The sequence below is a fragment of the Kaistia soli DSM 19436 genome, assembly GCF_900129325.1.
GTDB lineage: Bacteria > Pseudomonadota > Alphaproteobacteria > Rhizobiales > Kaistiaceae > Kaistia > Kaistia soli.
This window is the reverse complement of the sequence record NZ_FQUP01000006.1, coordinates 132,102-156,250: the sequence shown is the minus strand read 5'-3', so window position 1 is coordinate 156,250 and position 24,149 is coordinate 132,102. Positions and strand designations below refer to the sequence as shown.

Annotated in this window: 23 protein-coding genes and 1 riboswitch; of the genes, 16 read left to right on the top strand and 7 right to left on the bottom strand. The window is 66.3% G+C overall.

The window, feature by feature from the left end; all coding sequences use genetic code 11:
* Positions 1-190: 190 nt before the first annotated feature.
* Entirely contained in the window at positions 191-1,387 is a 1,197-nt protein-coding gene (locus tag BUB39_RS21310) for an O-succinylhomoserine sulfhydrylase (RefSeq protein WP_073057825.1), read from the bottom strand.
* A gap of 59 nt (positions 1,388-1,446) precedes the next feature.
* Positions 1,447-1,526: riboswitch (SAM riboswitch) on the bottom strand.
* A gap of 133 nt (positions 1,527-1,659) precedes the next feature.
* Between BUB39_RS21310 and BUB39_RS21305 the strand changes: the two genes are divergently transcribed.
* On the top strand, positions 1,660-2,751 hold the full coding sequence (locus BUB39_RS21305) for a 2'-deoxycytidine 5'-triphosphate deaminase (protein WP_073057823.1): 1,092 nt from the start codon (positions 1,660-1,662) through the stop codon (positions 2,749-2,751).
* Here BUB39_RS21305 and BUB39_RS21300 read toward each other — a convergent pair.
* Complete coding sequence (locus tag BUB39_RS21300) at positions 2,748-3,536, bottom strand: 2-keto-4-pentenoate hydratase (RefSeq protein ID WP_073057821.1); 789 nt, start codon at positions 3,534-3,536, stop codon at positions 2,748-2,750. The two genes, BUB39_RS21305 and BUB39_RS21300, sit on opposite strands and share 4 nt — an antisense overlap.
* A gap of 118 nt (positions 3,537-3,654) precedes the next feature.
* On the opposite strand from BUB39_RS21300, the gene BUB39_RS21295 reads away from it, so the two are divergent.
* From BUB39_RS21295 to BUB39_RS21285, 3 genes are all read left to right on the top strand, one after another.
* Positions 3,655-4,440, top strand: coding sequence for an SDR family oxidoreductase (locus BUB39_RS21295; RefSeq protein WP_073057820.1), 786 nt, complete (start codon positions 3,655-3,657; stop codon positions 4,438-4,440).
* A gap of 32 nt (positions 4,441-4,472) precedes the next feature.
* Positions 4,473-5,738 (top strand): glycerate kinase type-2 family protein, encoded by a 1,266-nt coding sequence (locus BUB39_RS21290; RefSeq protein WP_073057819.1) that lies wholly within the window; start codon positions 4,473-4,475, stop codon positions 5,736-5,738.
* A gap of 75 nt (positions 5,739-5,813) precedes the next feature.
* Positions 5,814-6,638: a YoaK family protein gene (locus tag BUB39_RS21285; protein ID WP_139251573.1), complete on the top strand. Its 825-nt coding sequence runs from the start codon at positions 5,814-5,816 to the stop codon at positions 6,636-6,638.
* Here the strand turns inward: BUB39_RS21285 and BUB39_RS21280 are convergent.
* Positions 6,635-6,817: a hypothetical protein gene (locus BUB39_RS21280; RefSeq protein ID WP_073057816.1), complete on the bottom strand. Its 183-nt coding sequence runs from the start codon at positions 6,815-6,817 to the stop codon at positions 6,635-6,637. The genes BUB39_RS21285 and BUB39_RS21280 overlap by 4 nt on opposite strands.
* Before the next feature lie 155 nt (positions 6,818-6,972).
* Between BUB39_RS21280 and BUB39_RS21275 the strand changes: the two genes are divergently transcribed.
* Complete coding sequence (locus BUB39_RS21275; protein WP_175561922.1) at positions 6,973-8,202, top strand: LssY C-terminal domain-containing protein; 1,230 nt, start codon at positions 6,973-6,975, stop codon at positions 8,200-8,202.
* 27 nt (positions 8,203-8,229) lie between these two features.
* Here BUB39_RS21275 and BUB39_RS21270 read toward each other — a convergent pair whose 3' ends face one another.
* On the bottom strand, positions 8,230-9,513 hold the full coding sequence (locus tag BUB39_RS21270; RefSeq protein WP_073057929.1) for an NAD(P)/FAD-dependent oxidoreductase: 1,284 nt from the start codon (positions 9,511-9,513) through the stop codon (positions 8,230-8,232).
* Positions 9,514-9,722: 209 nt separating this feature from the next.
* Between BUB39_RS21270 and BUB39_RS21265 the strand changes: the two genes are divergently transcribed.
* The 8 genes from BUB39_RS21265 (at position 9,723) to BUB39_RS21230 (ending at position 17,683) form a co-directional block, all read left to right on the top strand.
* A complete protein-coding gene (locus tag BUB39_RS21265; RefSeq protein ID WP_073057928.1) occupies positions 9,723-10,835 on the top strand; it encodes an ABC transporter ATP-binding protein in 1,113 nt (370 codons plus the stop codon).
* A gap of 24 nt (positions 10,836-10,859) precedes the next feature.
* Positions 10,860-11,972, top strand: coding sequence for an ABC transporter substrate-binding protein (locus tag BUB39_RS21260; protein ID WP_073057812.1), 1,113 nt, complete (start codon positions 10,860-10,862; stop codon positions 11,970-11,972).
* A 2-nt stretch (positions 11,973-11,974) separates the two neighbouring features.
* Entirely contained in the window at positions 11,975-12,880 is a 906-nt protein-coding gene (locus tag BUB39_RS21255) for an ABC transporter permease (RefSeq protein WP_175561921.1), read from the top strand.
* Positions 12,877-13,722, top strand: a complete 846-nt coding sequence (locus tag BUB39_RS21250) for an ABC transporter permease (RefSeq protein WP_073057811.1) — start codon at positions 12,877-12,879, stop codon at positions 13,720-13,722. Before BUB39_RS21255 ends, BUB39_RS21250 begins: the two co-directional genes overlap by 4 nt.
* Before the next feature lie 11 nt (positions 13,723-13,733).
* Positions 13,734-14,837, top strand: coding sequence for an aminotransferase class V-fold PLP-dependent enzyme (locus BUB39_RS21245; RefSeq protein ID WP_073057809.1), 1,104 nt, complete (start codon positions 13,734-13,736; stop codon positions 14,835-14,837).
* Positions 14,838-14,842: 5 nt separating this feature from the next.
* Positions 14,843-16,213: an LLM class flavin-dependent oxidoreductase gene (locus BUB39_RS21240; protein ID WP_073057808.1), complete on the top strand. Its 1,371-nt coding sequence runs from the start codon at positions 14,843-14,845 to the stop codon at positions 16,211-16,213.
* A gap of 5 nt (positions 16,214-16,218) precedes the next feature.
* Complete coding sequence (locus tag BUB39_RS21235) at positions 16,219-17,397, top strand: M24 family metallopeptidase (protein ID WP_073057806.1); 1,179 nt, start codon at positions 16,219-16,221, stop codon at positions 17,395-17,397.
* Positions 17,398-17,491: 94 nt separating this feature from the next.
* On the top strand, positions 17,492-17,683 hold the full coding sequence (locus BUB39_RS21230) for a hypothetical protein (protein ID WP_073057804.1): 192 nt from the start codon (positions 17,492-17,494) through the stop codon (positions 17,681-17,683).
* 93 nt (positions 17,684-17,776) lie between these two features.
* Here BUB39_RS21230 and BUB39_RS21225 read toward each other — a convergent pair whose 3' ends face one another.
* Together BUB39_RS21225 and BUB39_RS21220 are read right to left on the bottom strand one after the other, a co-directional pair.
* Complete coding sequence (locus BUB39_RS21225) at positions 17,777-19,156, bottom strand: pyridoxal phosphate-dependent decarboxylase family protein (protein ID WP_073057802.1); 1,380 nt, start codon at positions 19,154-19,156, stop codon at positions 17,777-17,779.
* 101 nt (positions 19,157-19,257) lie between these two features.
* On the bottom strand, positions 19,258-19,452 hold the full coding sequence (locus BUB39_RS21220; protein ID WP_073057926.1) for a hypothetical protein: 195 nt from the start codon (positions 19,450-19,452) through the stop codon (positions 19,258-19,260).
* Between the two features lie 237 nt (positions 19,453-19,689).
* Between BUB39_RS21220 and BUB39_RS21215 the strand changes: the two genes are divergently transcribed.
* From BUB39_RS21215 to pip, 3 genes are all read left to right on the top strand, one after another.
* Positions 19,690-20,925 carry an amidohydrolase family protein gene (locus BUB39_RS21215; RefSeq protein WP_073057800.1) on the top strand — a complete coding sequence of 412 codons (1,236 nt, stop codon included), beginning with the start codon at positions 19,690-19,692 and terminating at the stop codon, positions 20,923-20,925.
* Between the two features lie 75 nt (positions 20,926-21,000).
* Positions 21,001-22,653, top strand: coding sequence for a hypothetical protein (locus tag BUB39_RS21210; RefSeq protein ID WP_073057798.1), 1,653 nt, complete (start codon positions 21,001-21,003; stop codon positions 22,651-22,653).
* A complete protein-coding gene (pip, locus tag BUB39_RS21205) occupies positions 22,650-23,618 on the top strand; it encodes a prolyl aminopeptidase (RefSeq protein ID WP_073057796.1) in 969 nt (322 codons plus the stop codon). The genes BUB39_RS21210 and pip overlap by 4 nt, the downstream gene beginning before the upstream one ends.
* Here pip and BUB39_RS21200 read toward each other — a convergent pair.
* On the bottom strand, positions 23,608-24,138 hold the full coding sequence (locus BUB39_RS21200) for a hypothetical protein (RefSeq protein WP_073057794.1): 531 nt from the start codon (positions 24,136-24,138) through the stop codon (positions 23,608-23,610). The genes pip and BUB39_RS21200 overlap by 11 nt on opposite strands.
* Positions 24,139-24,149 lie beyond the last annotated feature (11 nt).

Genomic DNA, 24,149 nt, shown 5'->3' with positions numbered 1-24,149 from the left:
GGAGCGCGCCGGGAGACGTGATCAGGAACTTAACTGCGAGTGAAGCCAGGGCGTTATCGCACCGAAGCCACAGTGCGCTGTCACAACGTGGTCACGGTTCCGTCATATTAGCTCAAATGCGATCATTCCGCCACTCGCTTGATCGAATGGCGACGATGCATTCCTGCGTCGCGGCTGGGCGCGCGGCCGTTCAGGCCTTGTCGAGGGCGAGGCTGATGTCCTCGATCAGGTCATCGGGGTCCTCGAGGCCGATCGAGAGGCGCAGCATGCCCTGCGTGATGCCGAAGCCGAGCCGCGCTTCCTCGCTCAGACGTTGATGCGTCGTCGTCGAGGGATGGGTGATGAGGCTCTTCGCATCGCCGAGATTGTTGGAGATCTTGATGATCTCCAGCGCGCTGGCGACGCGGAAGGCCGCTTCCTTGCCGCCATCGACCTCGAAGGCGATCAGCGTCGAGCCGCCCTTCATCTGCCGCGCGATGACCGCGGCCTGCGGATGATCGGCACGGCCGGGATAGATGAGCTTCGAGACCTTCGGATGCGCCGCGATAACGTCCGCGACGCGAGCGGCGGTGGCTGTCTGCCGCTGCACGCGGATCTCCAGCGTCTCAAGACCCTTGAGCAACACCCAGGCATTGAACGGCGACAGGCTCGGACCGGTCTGGCGCAGGAAATTGTGCAGGTGGTCGGTGACATAGGCCTCGTCGGCCGAGAGGATGATGCCGCCGAGAACGCGGCCCTGGCCGTCGATATGCTTGGTCGCCGAATAGACGACGACATCGGCGCCGAGTTCGATCGGCGACTGCAGGATGGCGGTCGCGAAGACATTGTCGACGACAAGCCGCGCGCCGGCCGCATGCGCGATGTCGGCGACGGCGGCGATGTCGATCACTTCGAGCGTCGGATTGGTCGGGCTCTCGAGGAAGAAAGCCTTGGTGTTCGGACGCACGGCGTCGCGCCACTGGTCGAGATCGGTGCCGTCGACAAGCGTCGAGGCGACGCCAAAGCGCGGCAGCAGGTCCTCGACGACATAGAGACATGACGAGAACAGTGCCTTGGCGGCGACGACATGATCGCCCGCCTTCAGCATGCACAACAGCGAGGCGGTGACGGCGGCCATTCCGCTCGCCGTCGCGCGTGCTGCGGCTGCGCCTTCGAGGAGGCGCATCCGCTCCTCGAACATGAACACGGTCGGATTGGAAAAGCGCGAATATATGAAGCCGGGGGATTCGCCCTTGAAGCGCGCCTCGGCGGCTTCCGCGTCGTCATAGGCAAAGCCCTGCGTCAGGAACAGCGCCTCGGACATCTCGCCGAACTGCGAGCGGAGCGTGCCGCCATGGACGAGTTCGGTTGCGGGGCGGCGGCGGCGAGGCGGAGGCGTGTCGGCCATTGCATGTTTCCCGATACAAAAATCCCGACCATCGGCCGGGAGCAAAAGATCGGGATACGGGTTCGCCGCAACCGACCTTTTAGCGACCTTGTTTAACGTGGCGGCAAGCCGGTCGGCTCAAAGGACCACGAACTGACAGTTCTGATATTCTCGTTGCCGCCCGTCGTCAATCGCCTGATCGGCACAGGTTCTGGCGCTTGGCTGGCTGCGGGACTTCCTTTAAGCAAGGGCGCGCCCTTTCAAGGGGCAGAGCACTGCGGGGACGGGCGCGCATGGCCGGCACGATTAATATGGGCATCCTTTCTGACCGGCAGATCCGGACCGGTTTCGTGGACGGCTGGATCGCCTCTGAAAAGGCGCTGGACGCCGACCAGATCCAGCCGGCGAGCCTTGATCTGCGCCTCGGCGCGGTCGCCTACCGCGTCCGTGCATCGTTCCTTCCGGGCCCCACCGTCACCGTCGCCGACCGCATCCAGCAATTGCGCCTGCACGAGATCGATCTCACGCGTGGCGCCGTGCTGGAAACCGGCTGCGTCTATATCGTGCCGCTGCTCGAAAGCCTCGCTTTGCCGCCGGAGATCGAAGCCTCGGCCAATCCAAAATCCTCCACCGGCCGGCTCGATATCTTCACCCGCGTGATCACTGACCGCGCGCAGGCCTTCGACACGATCCCGCCCGGATATGTCGGCCCGCTCTATCTCGAGGTCAGCCCGCGCACCTTCCCGATCCTCGCGCGCACCGGCTCGCGCCTGTCGCAGATCCGCTTCCGCCGCGGCGATACGCGCCTGTCCGACGCGGCGCTGAACGCGCTGCACCTCGCATCGCCGATCACCGACCGCAAGCCAATGATCGCCAATGGCCTTTGCCTTTCGATCGACCTCGAGGGCAGCGGGGCGATCGTCGGCTACCGCGCCAAGCGCCACACCGATGTCGTCGATGTCGACCAGCGCGCCGCGCTCGACATGCTGGATTTCTGGGAGCCGATCAGCCGGCGTGGCCGCGCCGAGCTGATCCTCGATCCTGACCAGTTCTACATCCTCGTCTCGCGCGAGGCCGTGCATGTCCCGCCGGAACACGCTGCCGAGATGGTTGCGTTCGATCCGCTGGTCGGGGAGTTCCGCGTGCATTATGCCGGCTTCTTCGATCCCGGCTTTGGCAACAGCGCCGCCGGTGGCGCCGGCAGCCGCGCCGTCCTGGAAGTCCGCAGCCATGAAGTGCCGTTCATCCTCGAACACGGCCAGACGGTTGGCCGCCTCGTTTATGAGACGATGTCCGAGCGCCCGGCCGTGCTCTATGGCGCCGGCGCCGGCTCGAACTACCAGGCGCAGGGCCTGAAGCTCTCCAAGCATTTCCGCCTGCCTTAGGGTTCCGCCGCCAGCGACACCGCGCCGAGGCCGTCGATCTCGATGCGCGTGGTATCGCCCGCATCGAGCCACCGCGTCTCGACGAGGCTTCCGGTGAGAACAATCTCCCCGGCCTCGAGCCGCCGGTCCTGCGCGGCGAGACAATCCGCAAGCCAGGCGACGGCGGCATAAGGGTGGCCGAGCACATCGGCACCGACGCCGCGGCCGCGATCTTCGCCATTGATGATCGTGACGCCGCGAACGCTCGCAAGGTCGGGCAGCGCATCACGTGGCACGGGCCTACCCAGCACGCAGCCGGCGGCGAAGAAATCGTCGGCGACGAGCGTCGGAGCGCCGAGCGTTCGCCAGTCCTGATAGCGATCGTCGACGATCTCGATCGCCGCCATTGCGACCTCGATCGCCGCTGCCACTGTGCCGAGGCTCGGCGTGCCGTCGCGCCCGTCGAGCCGGTGGCCGAGCCGGACGGCGATCTCGCATTCGATGCCGACGCGCCGATAGTCGCGCGCGCTGATCCGCGCCGCGTCGTCATGGCGGGTCCCTGCGAAAAGGCCTGCGGCACAGGGCGCGTCGATGCTGAGATAAGTCTGCATCACCCTGGTCGTGCAGCCGATCTTCCAGCCGATGCGGCGGCCAAAACGCGTTCCGGCCAGCCGCTCATGAACCTGCTGCTGGATCCGATAGGCAGCGGGGAGGTCGAGGGGGCGGCCGTCCCCCGGCAGTGGCGTGACGGCGCCGCCATCACGGCGGCGTTCGGCGAGGATCCCGGCTGCCGCTTCGGCTGACATCGTATTCCTTCTCAAGTGGGCAGGCGACCGTCTCTCGACGTCGCTTTGGCTTGCTCTTGCCGGATGCGGTGGTCCATGTTGAGAAAGGGGCGGGAAGAGCATTTGGGAGGCGATCTTCATGTATGTCGGCGTCGAGGGAAAGGTGCTGCTGGTGACGGGCGGCACGCAGGGCGTCGGAAGGGCGATCGCCATTGAGGCGGCCCGATCGGGTGCCGAGGGCGTGATGATCACCGGACGCAACCTCCGCCGCGGCGCGGCCGTTGCCGAGGAACTGGAGGCGCTTGGCGTCGAGGCTGGCTTCGTCGACGCCGCGCTCGATGATCCGGATGCCCCCGCGGCGATCTTCCAGGCGACGCTCGACCGCTTCGGCCGCATCGATGCGCTGGCCAATGCCGCTGCGCTCACAGAGCGCGGCTCAGTCGCCGAAGCGGATGTCGATTTCTTCGACCGCATGTTCGCAGTGAATACGCGGGCCCCGATGTTCCTGATGCAGGAGCTGATCCGCCATCTGCGCGAGCGGCGCGCGCATGGTGCGATCGTCAACATCCTCTCCGTCAATGCCCATGGCGGCACGGCGGAGCTCGGTATCTATGCCGGCAGCAAGGCAGCGCTGACGGTCCTCACCAAGAATGCCGCCTATGCGCATCGCTTCGATCGCATCCGCATCAACGGCATTCTGCTCGGCTGGGCGGACACGCCGGGCGAACGCGAGATGCAGTCGTCGCGGCTCGGCAAGGGTGAGGGCTGGCTGGCGCAGGCCGAGGCCGCGCAGCCCTGGGGCCGGCTGATCAAGTCCGAGGACGTCGCGCGCCTCGCGCTGTTCCTGCTGTCCGATATGTCGATTCCGATGACGGGATCGATGGTCGACCAGGAGCAGAGCTACGTTCTCGGCGTCAGGGACTGAGCCGTCTTCGCCATCGCGCTATCGGATCTCCCATGCCGCATCACCGAGACCTGACCGACCAGGCGATCTTGCTCGCCCTTTTCGAGGCGGCGCTCTCTGCCGCTCTGCCCGACGGCCGGTTTGAGGCGGCTTTGCCCGATCCGCCCCAGGGCCGGGTCATCGTGCTTGGGGCAGGCAAGGGCGCGGCGCGGATGGCGGCGGCCTTCGAGGCGGCGTGGACCGGTGCCGGTCACGCCCCGCCGGAGGGGCTCGTCGTCACGCGCTACGGCCATCGCGAGCCGACCCGCTTCATCGAGGTCGTCGAGGCGGCGCATCCCGTTCCCGACGCGGCCGGATTGCTCGCCTCGGAACGCATTCTGGCCAAGGCGCGCGAGGCCGGTCCCGACGATCTTGTCGTCTTCCTCATGTCGGGCGGCGCCTCGGCGCTGATGGCGCTGCCGGCCGCCGGACTGACGCTTGAAGACAAGCAGCGGTTGAACAAGGCGCTGCTGAAAAGCGGAGCTCCGATCGGCGCGATGAACCGTGTGCGCAAGTCGCTCTCGGCCATCAAAGGTGGCCGACTGGCTGCTGCCGCCGCACCCGCGAAGATGATCACCTATCTGATCTCGGATGTGCCGGGAGATGATCCCGGCGCGATCGGCTCCGGTCCGACGATCCCCGAGGCCTCGGATGCGGAGGGTGCTCTCGCGATCCTCGCCGAATATGGCATCGCCGTCGACGACCGGGTCGCGGCAGCGATGCGGGCCAATGTCGTCGCCGCGGGGGCGGGCGGTCCGCTGGTCATGCTGGCGACGCCCAAGATGGCGCTCGACGCGGCGGCTGAGAAGGCGCGCGAGATGGACCTCCGACCGCTGGTGCTCGGCGACGCGCTGGAAGGTGAGGCGCGCGACGTCGCCCGCGTCCTTGGCGCCATCGCGGCCTATGCCAAGGCGCATGGCGAGCCGGTCGCGGCCCCGGCCGTGATCCTCTCCGGCGGGGAGACGACCGTCACGGTGCGCGGCAACGGGCGCGGCGGACGTAACGCCGAGTTTCTCCTCGCGCTGGCCCTGGCGCTCGGCAGCCAGGAGGGAATCGCGGCGATTGCCTGCGACACCGATGGCATCGACGGTTCGGAGGACAATACAGGAGCCTGGTTCGAGCCAAGCCTGTTGGCCTCTGCGCGTGCCATCGGTCTCGATGCTGCCGCATATCTCGCCAACAACGACGGCTATGGATTCTTCGCGACGCTGGATCGCCTCGTCATCACCGGCCCGACACGCACCAACGTCAATGACTTCCGTGCCATTCTGGTGCGTTGACGACCGATCGCGCTGCCTGCCCTTGGCGGCGAGGGCGGCGGGTCGTAAGAGACTCGGATCGCGCCGGAACGCGGGATGATGACGGATCAGGTGACCCAACCGAGCGGCTTTGGTCGCAGCTACAAGCATGTCGCGCGCCGCATCGTGGCCTCGCGCCGCGACGGCATGGCTGACAACCAGCTCGGCTTGGTGCTGACCTTCGTTGCCGGCGCCGTCAATGCCGGTGGCTTCTTTTATGTCGGCCAGTACACCTCGCATATGTCGGGCATCGTGGCGGCGATTGCCGATCATGTCGTGCTCGGGCTCGGGGATCTCGTTGTCGCCGGCCTGATCGCCTTCGGCGCCTTCATGCTCGGTGCCGCAACGTCCGCCATCCTGATCAATTGGGGCCGGCGCCATTATGTCAGCACGCAATATGTGCTGCCGATCTCGCTCGAATGCGTGCTGCTGCTGGTCTTTGGCGCCTTGGTCGGGCCTACTTTGCCGGCCTCGCTGGTGCAGCCGCTCGGTATTCCGCTGCTCTGTTTCATCATGGGGCTACAGAACGCTACGGTGACCAAGATCTCGAGCGCGCGCATTCGCACCACTCATATCACGGGCATGGTGACCGATCTCGGCATCGAGATCGGCAAGTTTGGCTACGAAATGGTCGGCCGTTTCCGTCCGACCGACGCCCGTGCGCCGGTCACTGCCGATCGACCAAAATTCGTTCTTCTGTCCTCGCTGCTCGCCGCGTTTGTTTGCGGCGGCATCATCGGGGCGCTCGGCTTCAGTCGCATCGGGCCGGCTTTCGCGACTTTGCTCGCGCTGGTGCTCGCCGCCCTCGTCGCGCCCTCGCTTGGCGAAATCCTGCGCCATCGCCGCCGCGCCCGGCGGCGGCGCCAGCGAAGCCGGACCTAGCGGTCGATCTCGTCTTCGTCCTCATCGAGCCCTTCCGTCTCGACGACAGCCTCAGCCTCCGAGTTGGGGCGCCCGTCGGTGTCGAAGATCGTATCGAGAAAGGCCTCGTTGGCCCGCTCGTCGATCGGCGGCACGGTCGGATAACGCGGCTTGGTCGGATCCTTAGGTTCGCTCATCATGTCCTCCTCGCTCTAGACCCGGTCAACGCGCGCTGTGCCGGCGCCGTTCCCGTCCGCCTTCCGAGGAATTGACGTGGAGTGCCTTCGCCGGTTCAGATGATCCGAGCGGGGGAGCATCAGAGATGACGTGCATCGGACGACTGGGCGGATGGATCTTGGCGTCGCTGCTGCTGACGCCTCTTGGTGTTGCGCGTGCCGCACCGCCCGATTTCGATCACGCGCTTCTGGGCGCGCTTTCGAGCGATACCCGCGACGGGATCACCGTGCGCGTTGCGGTGCCCGGCGCCAAGGCGGTTGATACGATCCTTGGCATGCCGGCGATCGAGAAGGGCATCCAGCCCGTCTATGTCGAGATCGAGAACGGCAGCGGCGCGCCGCTCTGGTATATGCCGATCACCATGGACGAGACCTATTTCTCGCCGGCCGAGCTTGCCTATCGGTTCCACGATTCCCTGCATCCCGAGCGCAGCATCGACAATGCGAAGCGCGCCGAGCGGCTGTCCATGCCGATGGCGATCGCAGCCGGCGCGACGGCATCCGGCTTCGTCTACACGCATCTCGAAACCGGTCTGAAATTCGTCACGGTCGGCATGCTGAAGGACGGCAACGAGATCGACGTCCGCTTCATCATTCCCGTCGCCGGCCCGGCCTATGCCACGCCGCAGCTCGGGCCGAACCATATGCCGGTGACATCCACCGTCGAGGATGTCGATCTGCCGACGCTGAAGGCGCGCATCGAGGCGATGCCCTGCTGCACAACCAACGCCGCCGGCGACCGCAACGGCGATCCGCTCAACCTCGTCGTCATCGGCAATGGCATCGACACGCTGTTTCCCTTTGTCGGGCGTGGCTGGCACCTGACCGAGCCGCTCGACCTGCATAGCGCGATCGACACGGCGAAATCCTTCGTGATCGGGACGGAATATGCGACGTCGCCGGTCAGCCCGCTCTACGCCTTCGGCCGCCACCAGGACATCGCGCTGGAAAAGGCACGGGGCTCCATCAACGAGCGCAACCATATGCGCTTCTGGCTGACGCCGCTGCGCTATGAGGGGCAGAATGTCTGGATCGGCCAGATCAGCCGCGATATCGGCGTCGAGCTCACCGACAAGTCCTGGTATCTGACGACGCACAAGATCGGCCCGGAAGTCGATTTCGACCGCGACTACCTGCTGCAGGACATGCTGAAAAGCGGCGCGATCGCCCATTTCGGCTATGCGGCCGGCGTCGGCGTTTCGCGCCTCCCCGATCCGCATGTGAACCTCACCGGCGATCCCTATGTCACCGACGGGCTACGCTTGGTGGTCATGCTCGACGTTGACGGCGGCCTCGTCCGTGGCGCCGAGGCGCTCGAATGGGCAAAGCTGCCGCTGCCGGGTCAGTAGCGGCGCTGGCAGCCGGCATCGCCCTGCTCAACCCGGCGGCGGTTCTCCAGCCTCTCCCGGCTCCGTCTGCGTGATCAGCCGTGAGGCGCGCTGGTTGCGGAGATAGATCCACAGCCAGCTCATCGCGACGGCAAGCCGGTGGCGGACGCCGATCAGGAAGAAGACATGCGCGATGCCCCAGATCCACCAGGCAAGCGCGCCGGAGAGGCGGATCCAGCCGAAGTCGATCACGGCGCGGCGTTTGCCGATCGTCGCGAGGCTGCCATCGTGATGATAGCGGAAGGGCGCCGGGGTTTCGCCCGCCAGCCGGGCACGAACGGCCTTCGCTGCATGCCGCCCGGCCTGCTTGGCGGCCGGCGCGATGCCGGGGACAGGCTTGCCGCCCGGAGCTGCGATCGAGACGGTGTCGCCGATGGCGAAGATCTCCGGATGGCCAGGCACGGAGAGATCGGGCTCGACGGTGATGCGCCCGGCACGGTCGGCCGGAACGCCGAGCCATTCGGCGGCCGGTGAAGCCTGCACGCCGGCCGCCCAGATCACCGTCGCGGCCGCGATACGCTCATCGCCCCTGACGATGCCGTTGGCATCGCAAAGGGTCACGGCCTCGCCAAGCGCCACCTCGACGCCGAGCCGCTCAAGCGCCGCCTTGGCGAAGGCGGATTGCTCCGGCACGAAGGCCGGCAGCAGGCGCGGCCCTGCCTCGACCAGGACGATGCGGGTTTCGCGCGTGTCGATGTGGCGGAAATCGCGCTTCAGCGTGTCGCGCGCCAGTTCGGCGATCGCGCCGGCAAGTTCGACGCCGGTCGGCCCGCCGCCGACGATCGCGAAGGTCAGCAGCATCTCCTGCCGCGCCGGATCATGCTCGGCTTCGGCCTGCTCGAACGCCGTCAGGACGCGGCGCCGGATCGTCGTCGCATCCTCCAGCGTCTTCAGCGCTGGCGCGAATTGCTCCCAGTCGTCATGGCCGAAATAGGAATGGCGCGCCCCGGTAGCGATGATCAGCATGTCATAGGCGACGGGATCGAGACCCTTCAGCATCACCAGGCGGCGCGCCGTGTCGATCCCCGTCGCCGTCGCCATCAGCACGGAAACCTCGGGCCGCCCGCGAAACAGGAAGCGGATCGGCCAGGCGATGTCGGAGGGTGTCAGCGAGGCGGTCGCGACCTGGTAAAGCAGCGGCTGGAAAAGGTGGTGGTTGCGGCTGTCGATGATCGTGATGTCGACCGCAGCGCCCGCGAGGCCGCGAACCGCTTCGATCCCGCCGAATCCGGCTCCAATCACCACGACGCGGGTTCGTGGGGACTGGACCATGCTCATGGCGCTCTCCTGCTGTGCAATCGGTGTTCGTTTTCGGGCCGCAGTCTTTCACGCGGCGGCCGTTTCGACGAGCCCTCGAAATTCAATGCTCACGACGCTCGCAGATGCGGAATAATCAGTCTCGCGGTCGCCGTCTGAGTGGCATATTCAGAATGACACGATCTGGATCCCAGACCCGACGTCACGTGTACGAGAAGATCGCGATGCTCGCCAATTCCGCTCCCCCCGCCGTCGCGCTTGCCGATGTGAGCAAGAGCTATGGTGGGCGCAGCGTGGTGAACGACGTGACGCTCGAGGTCAGGAAGGGTGAGTTTCTCGCCATTCTCGGCCCGTCCGGCAGTGGCAAGACGACCATCATGCGGCTGATCGGCGGCTTTGAGGCGCCGGATCGTGGCCGCATCTTCATTGCGGGCGAGGATGTGACGGCGGTGCCGGCGGAGCGACGCCGCGTCAACACCGTCTTCCAGAGCTATGCGCTTTTCCCTCACCTCTCCGTCCTCGACAATGTCGCCTATGGCCCGCGCATGCAGGGGCTCGGCCGTGCGGCGCGGCGCGACAAGGCGATGGAGATGCTGGCGCTGGTCCGCCTTGATGAAGCGGCCGGCCGCAGGCCGCACCAGCTTTCGGGCGGCATGCAGCAGCGCGTCGCTCTCGCTCGCGCGCTCGCCAATGATCCGGCCGTGCTGCTGCTCGACGAGCCGCTCGGTGCACTCGACCGCAAGTTGCGCGACGAGATGCAGCGCGAGTTGCGCCGCGTCCAGGCCGAGCTCGGCGCCACCTTCATCTATGTGACGCATGATCAGGACGAGGCCTTTGGCATGGCCGATCGGCTCGCCGTCATGCGCGAGGGCCGTTTCGTACAGATCGGTCCACCGGCCGAGGTCTATGACCGTCCCGCGAATGCCTGGGTCTCGCGCTTTGTTGGCAGCGCCAATGCGTTGCCGGCGCGGGTCGAGACGCCGGGCGCGCGGCCGGCGCTGCGCTCGGATCTTGGGCCGCTCGAAACCGGGTTTCTCGCCGAGGGTCTTGTGCCCGGCGATGCCGCGCTGGTGCTGGTCCGACCCGAGGCGACGCGCTTCGTTCCGACCGGCGGGCCCCCCGGCGCCAACCGCATTGCCGCGCGTCTCGTCGACAGCGTCGCCATCGGCCCCGCGCTGCGCCTGCGCGCCGTAACGGACGGTGGCCTGGCCTTCGAGTCGATTGAGGCCCGGCCGCTTGGACACGCCCATGGCGCGGCCCTGGCGCCGGGCGATCCCGTTCTCGTCACGTTCGACGCTGATGCCGCCCGCGCCTATCGCGACGAGATGACTGCCTGAACTCACCTCGAAAGGAACCAAGCAATGACAGTGGACTTTCGCCGCAGCGGCCTCCTGAGCCGCCGCTCCATTCTCGGCCTGCTCGGCGCCGCTCCGGCGACAGCAGCCCTATCCGCGGCCTTCCCAGGCTCCTTCCGAGCCGAGGCGGCAGGTTCGGGTCAGCTCAATGTCTATTCGTGGCCGGATTACTTCTCGACCGGCAATCTCGAAGCCTATGCCAAGAAGTCCGGCGTCACGCCCAACATTACGACCTATGATTCCAACGAGACGCTGTTCGCCAAGCTGAACAGTCCGGCCGGCGCCGGCTTCGACATCGTCATTCCATCGTCGAGCTGGATCAAGCAGCTTGCCGACAAGGGCCTGCTGCAGGAAATCGACCACAGCAAGCTGAACCTCGCCTCGCTCGACCAGGACTTGCTCAACCGCGACTACGATCCCGGCAACAAATATTCGATCCCGAAGGACTGGGGCCTGCTTGGCGTCGTCTACGATCCCGAGGCCGTCGGCGGCGAGATCGAGACCTGGGAAGATTTCTTCAAGGCGGGTGAGAAGCCCGGCGTTTCCGGCAAGGTGCGGCTGTCCGATTCCGGCTGGGAGACGATCGGGCCGGAGCTGTGGCTGCAGGGCAAGGATTGGAACACCGCGACGCCGGACGAGATCAAGGCGGCCGGCGAGCGGCTGAAGGCCTTCGCCAAGCATGTGAAGTCCTTCTCGGGTCTCGATCCCAACCAGGTCGCCAATGGCTCGATCGTGCTGGCCCAGACCAATAACGGTACCGCGCGCGCCGCCATCGGCCTCAATCCCAAGCTCAAATGGGTCGTGCCGGGACCCTTCAGCGAGCTTTGGGTCGACAATTACGCGATCGTCAAGAACGCGCCGAATGTCGACCAGGCCTATGACTTCCTGGCCTATCAGCTCCAGCCGGAGGTGCAGCTCGAGGAGACGCAGTATATCGGCTTCCCGGCCGCGCTCGCCGGACTGAAGGAGAAGCTGCCGGCCGACACCAAGAATGTCGACATCATCTTCGGTGGCAAGGATCTCGACTTCAAGAAGCTGACCTCCTTCGTCGTCAATCCGGAAACGATCGGCACCTATCTGCAGGTCCAGGCTGAAATCCAGGCTGCGGCCGGCGGCTGAGCGTGGTCGCTGTCGAAACCATCGTCGGTTCGAGAAGCTCCGGCGGCGCGTCCGCCGGGGCTGTCGCTCCGCGCACTGCGGATCATCTCATCGCGTCCATCCCAACGCTGTGGCTCGCGATCTTCTTCCTGACGCCGCTCGCTTTCACGGTGATCTTCTCGTTTGGCCGCTCGACCTTTGGCGGCGTCGAGCTTGGCTTCACGCTCGACAACTACGCCACGGCGCTCTCGGGCTTCTATGGCGCGACATTCGTTCGGACCGTGATCTTCGCCGCCTCCGCCTCGGCGCTTTGCCTCGCCGCCGCCTATCCGGTGGCCTATTTCATCGCCCGCCACACGACGCGTCGCCGCACGCTGGCGATCCTCCTGATCCTCATTCCCTATTTCTCGAGTTTCCTGATCCGCGTGATGGCGCTGCACATGCTGATGTCGCGCGGCGGCGCCAGCGAGATCGTGCTCAACGCGCTGCATCTTCACGCGGGACCGCTCGACATTCTCGATACGCAGACCGCGGTCTTCATCGGCATGGTCTATGCCTATCTGCCGATCGCCATCGTGCCTCTCTTCGTGGTGCTCGACCGCATTCCGCGCCCGTTGATCGAGGCCAGCCGCGATCTCGGGGCCTCGCCGTTCAAGACCTTCCTGTTCGTGACGCTGCCGCTGTCGCGTCCGGGCATCGCGACGGCCGTGCTGCTCACCGCCGTGCCGATGCTGGGCGAGATGGTGATCCCGAAACTGCTCGGCGGCAGCCGCGGCGTGCTGATGGGCCAGGCGATCGCCTCGCAATATCTGCAGTCGCAGAACTATCCGCTCGGCTCGGCCATGGCGGTGCTGGTCCTCATCGCGGTCGCCGTCATCGTGCTGGCGCTCGCCCGCCTCACCAAGGGCTTCGACGAGGTCACGGCGTGAGCACGGAGGGGGCCAGGATCGGCGATTGGCGCAGCCGCATTCCCGATGCGGCGCTGTTCGTCTGGTACGCCGTCGCCGTCTTCTTCCTGTTCGCGCCGATCGTGGCGGCGATCATCTATTCGTTCAACATGGGCGTCGTGAACAAGCAGACCGCCACCTGGACCGGCTGGACGCTGCATTGGTATCCGGCAGCCTGGTACGATCTCTCGCTGCGCCGTTCGGTCGAGCAGAGCTTCGTCGTCGCGTTCTGGACCGCGCTGGTCTCGGTCGGCGTCGGCGCGGCGCTCGGCTATGCCATGGTCCGCCATCCCGCCGCCGCCGTCCGCCGCCTGCTGGCCGGGCTCACTTATGTGCTGCTCATCGTGCCGGAATCGGTCATCGGCGTGTCGCTGCTGCTGTTCTATGCGGTGACGCGAATCCCGCTCTCGACCGCGACTTTGGTTGCCGGCATCACGCCGCTCACCATCGCCGTGGTGGCCCTCATCATGCGGGCCCGCGTGCTGACGCTCGACCGGCGCATCGAGGAAGCCGCCGCCGATCTCGGATCATCGCGGCTGACGACGATCCGGCTGATCATCCTGCCCCAGGTGGCGCCCGCGCTGCTCGCCGGCGCCGTGATGGCCTATACCTTCGCCTTCGACAACCTCGTCGTCTCGGCCTTCCTGACCACGCCGCAGGTCAACACGCTGCCGGTCTATCTCTATGGCAGCCTGCAATATGGTCCCTCGCCGGCGGTCTATGCCGCGGCTTCGGCCGTGTTCGTCTTCACCCTCGTCATGCTCGGCATTGCCGGGCTCATCTACCGTTCCAGCCGGCGTCCCCCCGCCGCCGCCGATGCCTGAGGATCGATCCCTTGTCCGCCCATGATTTCAATCCGCTGCTCGACATACCCGTCTTTCCCGCGTCCGGTTTCGCGCCGTTGGCGGACCGACTGAAGCGGATCTTCGCCACCGGAAACGATCTCCTCTTCATCCAGGCCGAGGCGCTGCTGGCGCTCGAAGCTGCCGCGAGCAGCCTCGGCCGGCCCGGTCTTGTCGCGGTCAATGTGGTGACCAGCCCCTATGGCACCTATTTCGGCGCCTGGCTGCGCCGGGCCGGCGCTGACGTCGTCGATGTCGTCGCGCCATCCGGCCAGCCTGTAGCCACTGAGGCTGTCGCGCAGGCGATCGAAATGCTCGGCCATGTCGATCTCGTCGCCATTGTGCATGCCGAGGCCGCGAACGGCGCTCTCAATCCGCTGGAAGAGGTGGCCGCATTGGCCCGGGCGGCGGGCGCGCTGCTCGTCGTCGATGCCGTCGCCTCGGCGGGCGGCCACGCGGTCGATATCGAAGGGCTCGGCATCGATATCGCCGTGCTAGGCCCGCAGAAGGCGCTTGGCGGCCCCGTCGGACTGTCGCTCGTGACGGTCAGCGACCGCGCCTGGGCTGCGATGCAGTCCGTACCGCGTTTCTCGCCCTCGCTGCTCTCCCTGCTCGACATTAAGGAAGCCTGGCTCGACCGTGGCCGTGGCGCGCTGCCGGGAACGCCGCCGCCGCTCGAATTTCACGCGCTCGCCGCTGCCGTCGATCGACTGGAGGCTGAGGGGCTCGCCGCCCGCATCACCCGCCATCAGCGCGCGGCCAAGGCGAGCCGCGCCGGCCTTCGCGCCCTCGGCGTCGAGCCGTGGGTCGCCGATGACGACCGGGCCTCCGCGCTGGTGACCGCCGCGCCCGTGCCGGATGGCGTCGACGCCTCTGCGCTGATCGACGCCGCCGCCGCTTTCGGCGTCGCGCTCGGCCGCGGCTTCGGCGACATCGAACATCGCCTCGTCCGTCTCGATCATACGGGCGGCCGTGCCGCCTTCGGCCCGGTATTGGCCAATGTCACCGCCTATGGCGCGGCGCTGGCGGCGCTCGGGCAGGTGGTCGACATCGGCGCCGGCGCCGCCGCGGTCACCGCCGTCTATGGCGAGGCGTGAGCCGCATGGCTGAACGCCTCATCCATCTGAACGCGTTCGAGAACGCCTCGCCGGTCAACATTTCCTCCGGGCTCTGGCGCCACCCGGACGACCAGTCGCATCGCTATAAGGATATCCGCTACTGGACAGAACTGGCGCAGATGCTGGAGGCCGGCGGCTTCGATTCGATCTTCATGGCCGATGTGCTCGGCATGCTGGACGTCTATCAGGGCCGGCCGGATGCCGCGCTCAGAACCGCGACGCAGGTGCCGATCAACGATCCGGTGACGCTCGTGTCCGCCATGGCGGCGGCCACGCAGCACATTGGTTTCGCCGTCACGGTATCGCTGACCTATGAGCAGCCCTATGCCTTCGCGCGCACCATGACCAGCCTCGATCATGCCAGCGATGGGCGCGTCGGCTGGAACATCGTCACCTCCTATCTCGACAGCGCCGCCCGCAATCTCGGCCGCGGCGAGCAGCTCTCGCATGACGAGCGCTATGATCGCGGCGACGAGTTCATGGAGGTCGCCTACAAGCTCTGGGAAGGCTCGTGGGAGGACGGCGCAGTCGTGATCGACAAGGCGCGCGGCGTCTATGTCGATCCGGCCAAAGTCCATGCGATCGGCCATCATGGCCGTTATTTCCAGGTGCCGGACGCCTTCATCGCGGAGCCGTCCGTCCAGCGAACGCCGGTCCTGTTCCAGGCGGGCTCATCGAAGCGCGGCCAGACCTTTGCCGCTACCCATGCCGAGGGCGTGTTCGTGCATGCAACACGGCCTGAAATCCTGGCGCCCATCGTGGCCGGCGTCAGGGCCAGCGCCGCGGCGCTCGGTCGTGATCCCCGCAGCATCAAGGCCTTCGCGGTCGCCACGATCGTCACCGGAGCGACCGATGCCGAGGCCGAGGCGAAGCATCGCGATCTCCTCGCCTATGCCGATTACGAGGGAGCCATGGTGCAGTTCGCCGGCCCGCTCGGCCTCGACGTCTCGAAGTTCGATCCCGACCAGCCGCTGACCGACATCAACCGGAACGCCGCGCATTTCACGCGCCAGCTCTTCGCGGATGCCGATCCGGACCGCGTCTGGACGCTGCGCGACATCGCTGAATATATGGGCGTCGGCGGCATGGGGCCGGTCTTTGTCGGCTCGGGCGCGACCGTTGCCGATGAGATGCAGCGCTGGATCGATGTTGCCGATCTCGACGGCTTCAACCTCACTTACGCCATCCGTCCCGGCACCTTCGCTGACATCGTGCGCCATGTCGTGCCGGAACTGCGCCGCCGCGGCCTGATGCGCGCCGCCTATGACGGCACCACCTTGCGCGAAAATCTCTATGGCGCCGGACAGAAGCGGCTGCGCGACGATCACCCCGGCAAGCGTTACGGACGAGGTTAGGCGACATGTTCTCTCTCCCCGACGCGCAGGCCTTCATGGCGGTCGACGGCATCGATGCCTGGCTGCTGCATGACTATCGCGGCTCCAACTTGCTCTTCTGGCAGGTACTTGGCGTGCAGCGGGCACCGACCCGGCGGGCGATGCTGATCGTGCCGCGCGAGGGACCGCCGACGCTCCTGATTCACACCGTCGACCAGTTCTTCTTCCACGATATCGACCTGCCGAAGCGCATCTATCGCGGTTGGGAGGAGATGCATGCGATCCTCCGCGAACGTCTTTCGGATGCGCGGCGGCTCGCGATCGAATATTCGCATGAGGGCAGCGTACCGACGGTCTCCTTCGTCGATGCCGGCACGGTGGAGCTCCTACGCGACTGGGGGTTCGAGATCGTCTCTTCGGCCGATCTCTTCCAGGTCTCCGCTGCTGCCTGGGATGACTTCGCGATTCTGAGCCACAAGCGTGCCTGCGTCGTCGTCGCCGGCATCAAGGATGCCGCCTTCGATCGCGTGCGGACGGCGATCCGCGCCGGTCGCAGCGTCACGGAATACGAGCTGCAGCAGTTCATCGTCTCGGAGTTCGAGCGGCTCGGGCTTGAAACCGAGGGCCAGCCTGTCGTGCAGGCCAACGGTCATTCGGGCATCGTAAGTTATGAGCCGAAACCGGAAGGATCCGCACCGATTGGAGCGGGCGACTGGCTGCTGATCGACTTCTGGGCGCGCACTCCCGGCGAGCGCAATGTCTATTCCGACATTGCCTGGGGCGCCTTCGCCGGCATCGAGATCCCCCCAAAGATCCAGCATGTGTTCGACATCGTCCGCCGCGCCCGCGACGGCGCTCTCGAAGCGATCGAGACGGCCTGGCGCGAGGGCCGAACGCTGCAGGGTTGGCAAGTAGACGACGTCGCGCGCGGCATCATTGCCTCCGCCGGCTTCCGCGACAATTTCCATCATCGCACCGGCCACAGCATGGGGCCGGGCAAGCGGCTGCACGCGCTTGGCGTCAATCTCGACAATCTCGAGACGCATGACACGCGCGCGATCCTGCCGCGCACCGGCTTCTCGATCGAGCCGGCGATCTACCTGCCCGAATTCGGCGTTCGCCTCGAGATCAACGTCTTCCTCGATCCGGAGGCGGGGCCGACCGTCACGACCCCGATCCAGGAGGCCATCGTCCGCCTCGTCTAGCGCAGGACATGGTTAGCGGACCGTTTCGTTAACGCGCTGCTAACCATCCCTTGGGCAAGCTGGCAGAGGAAATGCCTCCGATCGGGAGCGGCAGATGCTCAGGAAGATCTATTTGACCTCGGCGCTCGAACAGCTCATGGCGCAGGGGCGCATCCATCGCCCCTCGCGTGCTCATGCGATCCTGCGCGCTGTGATCAATGACGGCGCGGCAGCGCTCTCCGATGCCGATCGCCAGTTCTATGATCTCGAACTGGTTCCGATGATCGAGCGCGCCGCCGCCTATTGAGTCCGCGCAACAATCCGGTCGGTCGCCATGCCGGGCTCGTCAGGCCATAGTTCCCTCTGAACTGACGTCGCCAGCGCACTCCTGCCCCGACCGTCAGTCGTTCAGTTCGTCGGCAGCGGCGATCACCTCGCGAATGATCTCGTCGACGTCCTGTGGCGTCGTCCGGTGATTGACGAAGCAGGCGCGCAACGCGAAGTGGCCGTTGATCATTGCATTGGAAAGATAGACCCGCCCGCGAGCGATCACGCGCCTCAGGATTGCCTCGTTATTCTTCGTGCGATGGCGGAAGCACACGGCGCTCAGCGGCACCGGCGCAAGCAATTCCAGTTGCGGATGTGATTGGACGGACTCGGCAAGCAACTCTGCGTGTCGAAGGTCCCTGCCGATGGCCTCGCGATAGGCGTCCCGTCCATGATACTGCAACGACATCCAGAGCTTCAGCGCACGAAAACGTCGCGTGAGCTCGATTGATTCGTCGAAGAACGCGAAGGTTTCTTCCGGATCCTGGTTGAAGATCCTGACATAGTCTCCGCTGTACGAAAAGGCGCGGCGCGGCGCATCGCGATTTCGGTAGAGCAGGCAGCTGCAATCGATCGGCTGATAGAGCCACTTGTGGGCATCGAGCGAGATCGAATCGGCCAGGGACAGGCCGTCGAACTTCTCCGGCACGGCAAGCGCAGCCATCACGCCGAACGCGCCGTCGACATGCAGCCAGAGCCCTTCCGTCTCGGCGATCTGGGCCAGGTCATGCAGCGGATCGATCGCGCCGGTGGCAACCGTCCCGACACTGGCCACGATCGCCAGGGGCGTCTTCCCCGCGCGGCGGTCTTGAGCGATGGCGTCCCGCACAGCGTCCGCGCGCAATCGAAGACTCGCATCGACAGGAAGCAGGCGAAGGTTGTTTCGACCAAGGCCCAACAGCGAGACGGCCTTGGCGATCGACATATGCGCCTGTTCGGACGCATAGACGACGCCGGGGCGAGCGCCGTCGTCATTGGCTGGCAGCAGGCTTTCGCGGGCCATCGCCAGGCCCATCAGATTGGCCGTAGAGCCGCCCCCGCACAGACTTCCAGCAAAGCCGGCGCATCCGACCGCCTCCGCCAGCCAGCCAACGACGACGCGCTCGATAGAGACCGCAGCAGGGGCAGAGCGCCAGGATGTGCAGTTCTGGTTGAGGACCGAAGCAAGGAAATCCCCGATCGCCCCGACCGGTTCGCCTGAACCGGCGACATAGCCGAAGAAACGGCCTGTGCAAGGTCGGACATGCTGGGCTATGGCCGAGAAATCGTCGAGTACAGCGCGGCCGCGTCCTTCATTCGCCCAAGGCCGATCGAAGAGGCGCGAGGTTTCCGTTCCGCTCGTCGATGGATAGGCCGGCCGCGATGGAAGAGAGGCCCAATAATCAGCGGCGATCCTTGCCGCCTCCGAGGCAAGGTCCGACAAATCGCGATCGGATAGTTCAAGCGCGCGCATGTTATTGCTCCACAGAGCCCGGGACTGAGCGTGTCGAGCAAAAATAGCGTAATGGAACCGCCCGATCATCTATGGAGATCGAGCGCGCCGCCGCCTATTGATCAGCCCTTCTGAAGGGCGTCCCGCTTGGCCGTCAGCCGGTCGAGTTCGGCCTGCTGTTGCGCGATCCGCTTGGCGCCCAGGTCTTCGTCGCCGGCGCCGGAAAAGGCCGCCGCCTGCTCCGTCAGCTCGATGAGATTGGCGCGGACATCCGCGATCTGCTGTTCAAGCGCCGCGATCTCGCTCTTGTCTGTCATGGTTGTCTCCTTGTGTCGGGCGGCGAGGAGAGCATGAAGCGCGCCGCCCGTCCATTTCGTCATTGCGCTGGCGCGGGAGCCGGCACTGATCTGAGTGAAGATAAGCGAGCTGGCGAACGCCAAGTGCGATCAAAGCAGCCTTGGCCGCGTGATTTTCGAGCAGGACGCGTTTTTTTGCGGCAAGGGAGGACGGCGCGAAATCGGCTAGTCTGCCGGCGAATAGCTGCCGGAGCTCCGATGTCCTTCGATCTCGTCCTCGACCACGCCCTTGTACCGACTCTGTCCGAAAAGCCCGTCTCGATCGCGGTTCAGGACGGTCTGATCGCGGCGATCGGCATCGATGTCGGGCCGGCGCGCATGCGCGAGGATGCCGGTTTCAGTCTGGTCTTGCCCGGCTTCGTTGATAGCCATATCCATCTCGACAAGGCCTGCATCCTCGACCGTTGCCGCGCGGAAGGTTCGCTCGCCGAGGCGATCGGCGAAGTGGCGCGCCTCAAGGCCGATTTCAGCGAGTCCGATATCCATGCCCGCGCCGAGGCGACGCTCAGGATGGCGATCCTGCAGGGCACGACGCGGATACGAACCCATGCCGAGATCGATACGCGCATCGGGCTGCGCGGCTTTCACGCGCTGCAGCGACTGAAGCGCGATTATGCCTTCGCCGTCGATCTGGAAATCTGCGTCTTCCCGCAGGAGGGGTTGACCAATGATCCGGGCGCCGAAGCTCTTCTGGTCAAGGCATGCGAAGAAGGCGCCGATCTCGTCGGCGGCTGCCCCTATACCGACACCGATCCCGAGGAACAGATCGCGCGCATCTTCGCGATTGCCCGCCGCTTCGATCTCGATGTCGACTTTCATCTCGATTTCGACCTCGATCCTTCCTGGAGCCATCTCGATGTCGTCATGGCGGCGACAGAGCTGAATGGATGGCAGGGCCGCGTCGCGGTCGGCCATGTCACAAAGCTCTCGGCCATGCCGCGTGAGCAGGTTGCGGCCTATGCCGCTCGGCTCGCGCGCGTCGGCGTCGCGGTGACTGTGCTGCCGGCTACCGATCTGTTTCTGATGGGCCGCGGTCGCGATCACAGCGTGCCGCGCGGTGTCGCGCCGGCTCATCTGCTCGCTGAGGCGGGCGTCACCTGCTCGATCGCCACCAACAATGTCATGAACCCGTTCACGCCTTTCGGCGATTGCTCGCTGAACCGTATGGCCAATCTCTACGCCAATATCGCCCAGCTCAGTCGGAAGGCCGACATGGCGCTTTGTCTCGATATGGTGACCCACCAGCCGGCGCGGCTGATGCGCTGCGAGGGCTATGGAATCGCGGTCGGCAACCCAGCCGACATGGTCGTGGTCGACGCTAAGGGCGAGGCGGAGGCCGTTGCGCGGATTGCCCCGGTCCTGATGGGATTCAAGCGCGGCGTGAAGACATTCGAGCGGCCGCGCGCGCGGCTTCTCCAGCCCTCCGGCGTCTGAAAACGCTGCCCACTTCGTTGACAACGCGGGCGGTGTCCTGTCCGATCCGGCAAGCATCGGGACCATGAGGCGGACGTGGCAGCGGAACGAGGCAATCTGAACGGCGCGGTCTTCGCGCTGGTCCTCGTCGCTGTCGGCATCACTGCGGCGATCGATCGGTTCGGCACGCCGCTGCCGCTTCCTAATTTCCTGGCCGCGGTTCCGCTGGCTGCCGGCCTCGCATCGGCGATTGGCGCCCGCAGTCTCGTCCATGGCGACGTCGTCGGCACGCGGCCGCTCGCAGCAGGCAGCGCGCCCTGCGCAATCCTGATCTCGGCACTCGCTTTCGTCGCGGCGCCGATCGCCATCGGGCTCGGCGGCGTCGCGGGCCTCGTGCTGGTCGCGTGCTTTCTCGCGGGCGGCGCCATCGCGCTTTTCGGCGTTGCGCCCGCGCTGGGGCGAACAGGCGCGGCGACGATTGCCGGCGCCGTCCGGTCGCGGTTCGGTCCTGCTGCAGGCCTTCTCGCTGCACTTGCCTGTCTTGCTGCGTTGCTACCGCTCCTGGCGGCCGAGGCTGGGCTTGTGCCGGTCATCCTCAGCGAAACGCTCGGGCTTACTATTCCCGCCGCCAGTCATGTTGTCATCGGCGCGGCGGTATTGGCGGCGCTTGCCGGCGGGCGGCGCTCGGCCATGGCGATGGCCGCCGGGTTGCTACCGGTGCTCGCTTTGGCCTTTCTGGTTCCGGTAGCGGTTGCTGAACAGGAAGCGGTTGGATGGCCGCTGCCATGGCTCGCGATGTTCGATGGCCGCGCTTTTGCCGCACCGACCGCGATGCCGGCTTCCGCATCGATTGTCCTGGCGCTGCTGCTGATCGTCGGAATCGCCGTGCTACCGACGCTTGCGACGCCAGTGGGCGCGCGCGCGGGCGGACGTCGCTGGACTTTTGTCCTCGCGGCCGCGGTGTTGCTGGCCGCCCCGGCCTATGCCCTCTATGGCCGGCTTGCCGGCATCGATCCGGCGACCGATCCGGCCGGGCTGGTGCTGAATTTCGCCGCTTATACGGGCCTCGGTGCCGCGCCAGCCCTGCTTCTGGCCAGCGGCCTCGTCGCCGCTGCGGCGGTCGCGCTGGCACTTGGCCTTGCGACGTTCGGCGCGATTTTCGCCGAGGATGTCTATGCTCGCCATGGCGAGCCATCGGCGCCGCCAGGCCGGCGCGCCTTCATCGCCCGGCTGGCAATTCTTGCCGCTGGGATCGCTGCAGCGCGGATCGGCCATAGCGGTGCCGGCATCGCGACGCTGGCGGCTCTCGGGCTTTCCTTCGCCGCGGCCGGGCTCGGCCCCTTGTTGCTGGCAGGCTGGAACATCCCGACGACCCGGAGCGCCGCGGCGACGGCCACCATCTCCGCGGGCCTTGCGTTCGTGGCGTTGAACGGCGCGCTGGCAGCGTTCGCGCCAGGCCTTGGCGCGTACCTCGGCATGGGCCGTATCGCACAGACGGTGCTCGGCCCGACGGGATGGCTCGGGCTTCCGCTCGGCGCCTCCGGTTCCATCGGTGCCGTGATCGGCCTCGCCGTGCTTTTGACGATGACCTTCGCGCGCCGAGGGGCTCCTCCAGCTGTTAATGACCAGGCTGGTGCGCCCGATACTCTATCCGCGCTGGCGCCGACGCCGGCCACGCATTCGCCCCCCATCTCCGCGAGCCCATCCGCGCCCCAACCGTCTTCCAACCCTGGAGTTCTCCACCCGTGACTGCCGATGCCCCTGACCCCCGCCAGCCGCTCTTTCCGGCAATCGAGCCCTATGCCGTTCATCGGCTGAAGGTCTCCGATCTGCACGAGATCTATGTCGAGGAGTGCGGCAATCCGCTCGGCAAGCCGGTGATCATGATCCACGGTGGGCCGGGTGCCGGCTGCACCCCGATGATGCGCCGCTGTCACGATCCCGACAGCTACCGGATCATCCTTGTCGACCAGCGCGGCTGTGGGCGCTCGACGCCGTATTCCGAGCTGCGGGAGAATACCACCTGGGATCTGGTTGCCGACATGGAGAGCATCCGCGCTCATCTCGGCATTGTGACCTGGCAGCTCTTCGGCGGCTCCTGGGGCTCGACGCTGGCGCTGGCCTATGCCGAAACCCATCCGGAGCGGGTAAGCGAACTGATTCTGCGCGGTATCTTCATGCTGCGCCGAAGCGAATTGCTCTGGTTTTATCAGGAGGGCGCGTCCTGGCTGCTGCCGGAGGCGTTCGAGCCCTTCCGCAACGAGATTGCCGAGACGGAGCGCCACGACCTCATCGCGGCCTATCACCGCCGGCTGACCGGGACCGACGAGGCCCGGCAGCTCTCGGCGGCGCGGCAATGGAGCATGTGGGAGGGTGGCGCGCTATCGCTGCTGCCGGACCCCGGCCGCGTCGAAGCCTTCGGCGATCCCCATTATGCGATCGCCTTCGCGCGCATCGAGGCCCATTATTTCGTCAATGGCGGCTTCTTCGATCGCGACGACCAACTGCTTGCCAATGCCCATCGTCTGCGCGGCCTGCCCGGCGTGATCGTGCATGGCCGCTATGACCTCTGTACACCTGTTGCCAATGCCATCGACCTGCACAAGGCCTGGCCGGAGGCGGAACTGGTGATCGTGCCCGATGGCGGTCATGCGATGTCGGAGCCTGGCATCCTCGCTGCCCTGGTGGCCGCCGCCGAACGCTTCAAGGCCTGACGGCTTCAGGGCTTGGCGGGATCGGCTTTGGCGGGAGCGGGGGCTCGCCGCTTTTCATCTCGTGCATCAGGCCGAAGAAGCGGCGCATCAGCTCGGTGCTGAAGCCGAGCGCGCGATCGAGTTCCGGATCGTCGGTCGGCGATGCTGCCGCGCCGGCGCTCGGGCCACCGTCGATGGCGTCCAGCCGGCCGCGCAGGCGCTCGACCTCGGCCGAAAGCGCCTCGACGCGCGCCGTCAGCGCCTCGACCCGTCCCGGTTCGCCGAGCACCGCCTCGGGAATCGCGGCGCAGCGCCAGGGCGAGTCGATCGCCTCGGACTCGCGCCGGCAATGCGAGACGGTCCCCGTCTCCGTATCGAGGCGGACAAAACCGCCATCGGCCGGCACCATGGTGTAGCGGCCGATCCGCGGGGCATCGAGAGCGGCATCGGGTGCCGCGGGCGGCGCGGTGTCGGCGGCGCGGGCCTCGGCCGCGAAGACGGCGAGCATTGCGGCGAACGTGAGCACGGACAGGCGCTGCATGAACCCTCCTT

What these genes read in the sequence shown, in the direction of transcription:
- BUB39_RS21230 (WP_073057804.1), top strand. Translation starts at nt 17,492, where the DNA reads ATGCTCAGGAAGATCTATTTGACCTCGGCGCTCGAACAGCTCATGGCG.
- BUB39_RS21240 (WP_073057808.1), top strand. Translation starts at nt 14,843, where the DNA reads ATGGCTGAACGCCTCATCCATCTGAACGCGTTCGAGAACGCCTCGCCG.
- BUB39_RS21285 (WP_139251573.1), top strand. Translation starts at nt 5,814, where the DNA reads ATGATGACGGATCAGGTGACCCAACCGAGCGGCTTTGGTCGCAGCTAC.
- BUB39_RS21220 (WP_073057926.1), bottom strand. Translation starts at nt 19,452, where the DNA reads ATGACAGACAAGAGCGAGATCGCGGCGCTTGAACAGCAGATCGCGGAT.
- BUB39_RS21200 (WP_073057794.1), bottom strand. Translation starts at nt 24,138, where the DNA reads ATGCAGCGCCTGTCCGTGCTCACGTTCGCCGCAATGCTCGCCGTCTTC.
- BUB39_RS21280 (WP_073057816.1), bottom strand. Translation starts at nt 6,817, where the DNA reads ATGATGAGCGAACCTAAGGATCCGACCAAGCCGCGTTATCCGACCGTG.
- BUB39_RS21225 (WP_073057802.1), bottom strand. Translation starts at nt 19,156, where the DNA reads ATGCGCGCGCTTGAACTATCCGATCGCGATTTGTCGGACCTTGCCTCG.
- BUB39_RS21215 (WP_073057800.1), top strand. Translation starts at nt 19,690, where the DNA reads ATGTCCTTCGATCTCGTCCTCGACCACGCCCTTGTACCGACTCTGTCC.
- BUB39_RS21310 (WP_073057825.1), bottom strand. Translation starts at nt 1,387, where the DNA reads ATGGCCGACACGCCTCCGCCTCGCCGCCGCCGCCCCGCAACCGAACTC.
- BUB39_RS21265 (WP_073057928.1), top strand. Translation starts at nt 9,723, where the DNA reads ATGCTCGCCAATTCCGCTCCCCCCGCCGTCGCGCTTGCCGATGTGAGC.
- BUB39_RS21295 (WP_073057820.1), top strand. Translation starts at nt 3,655, where the DNA reads ATGTATGTCGGCGTCGAGGGAAAGGTGCTGCTGGTGACGGGCGGCACG.
- BUB39_RS21300 (WP_073057821.1), bottom strand. Translation starts at nt 3,536, where the DNA reads ATGTCAGCCGAAGCGGCAGCCGGGATCCTCGCCGAACGCCGCCGTGAT.
- BUB39_RS21260 (WP_073057812.1), top strand. Translation starts at nt 10,860, where the DNA reads ATGACAGTGGACTTTCGCCGCAGCGGCCTCCTGAGCCGCCGCTCCATT.
- BUB39_RS21270 (WP_073057929.1), bottom strand. Translation starts at nt 9,513, where the DNA reads ATGGTCCAGTCCCCACGAACCCGCGTCGTGGTGATTGGAGCCGGATTC.
- BUB39_RS21235 (WP_073057806.1), top strand. Translation starts at nt 16,219, where the DNA reads ATGTTCTCTCTCCCCGACGCGCAGGCCTTCATGGCGGTCGACGGCATC.
- BUB39_RS21290 (WP_073057819.1), top strand. Translation starts at nt 4,473, where the DNA reads ATGCCGCATCACCGAGACCTGACCGACCAGGCGATCTTGCTCGCCCTT.
- BUB39_RS21305 (WP_073057823.1), top strand. Translation starts at nt 1,660, where the DNA reads ATGGCCGGCACGATTAATATGGGCATCCTTTCTGACCGGCAGATCCGG.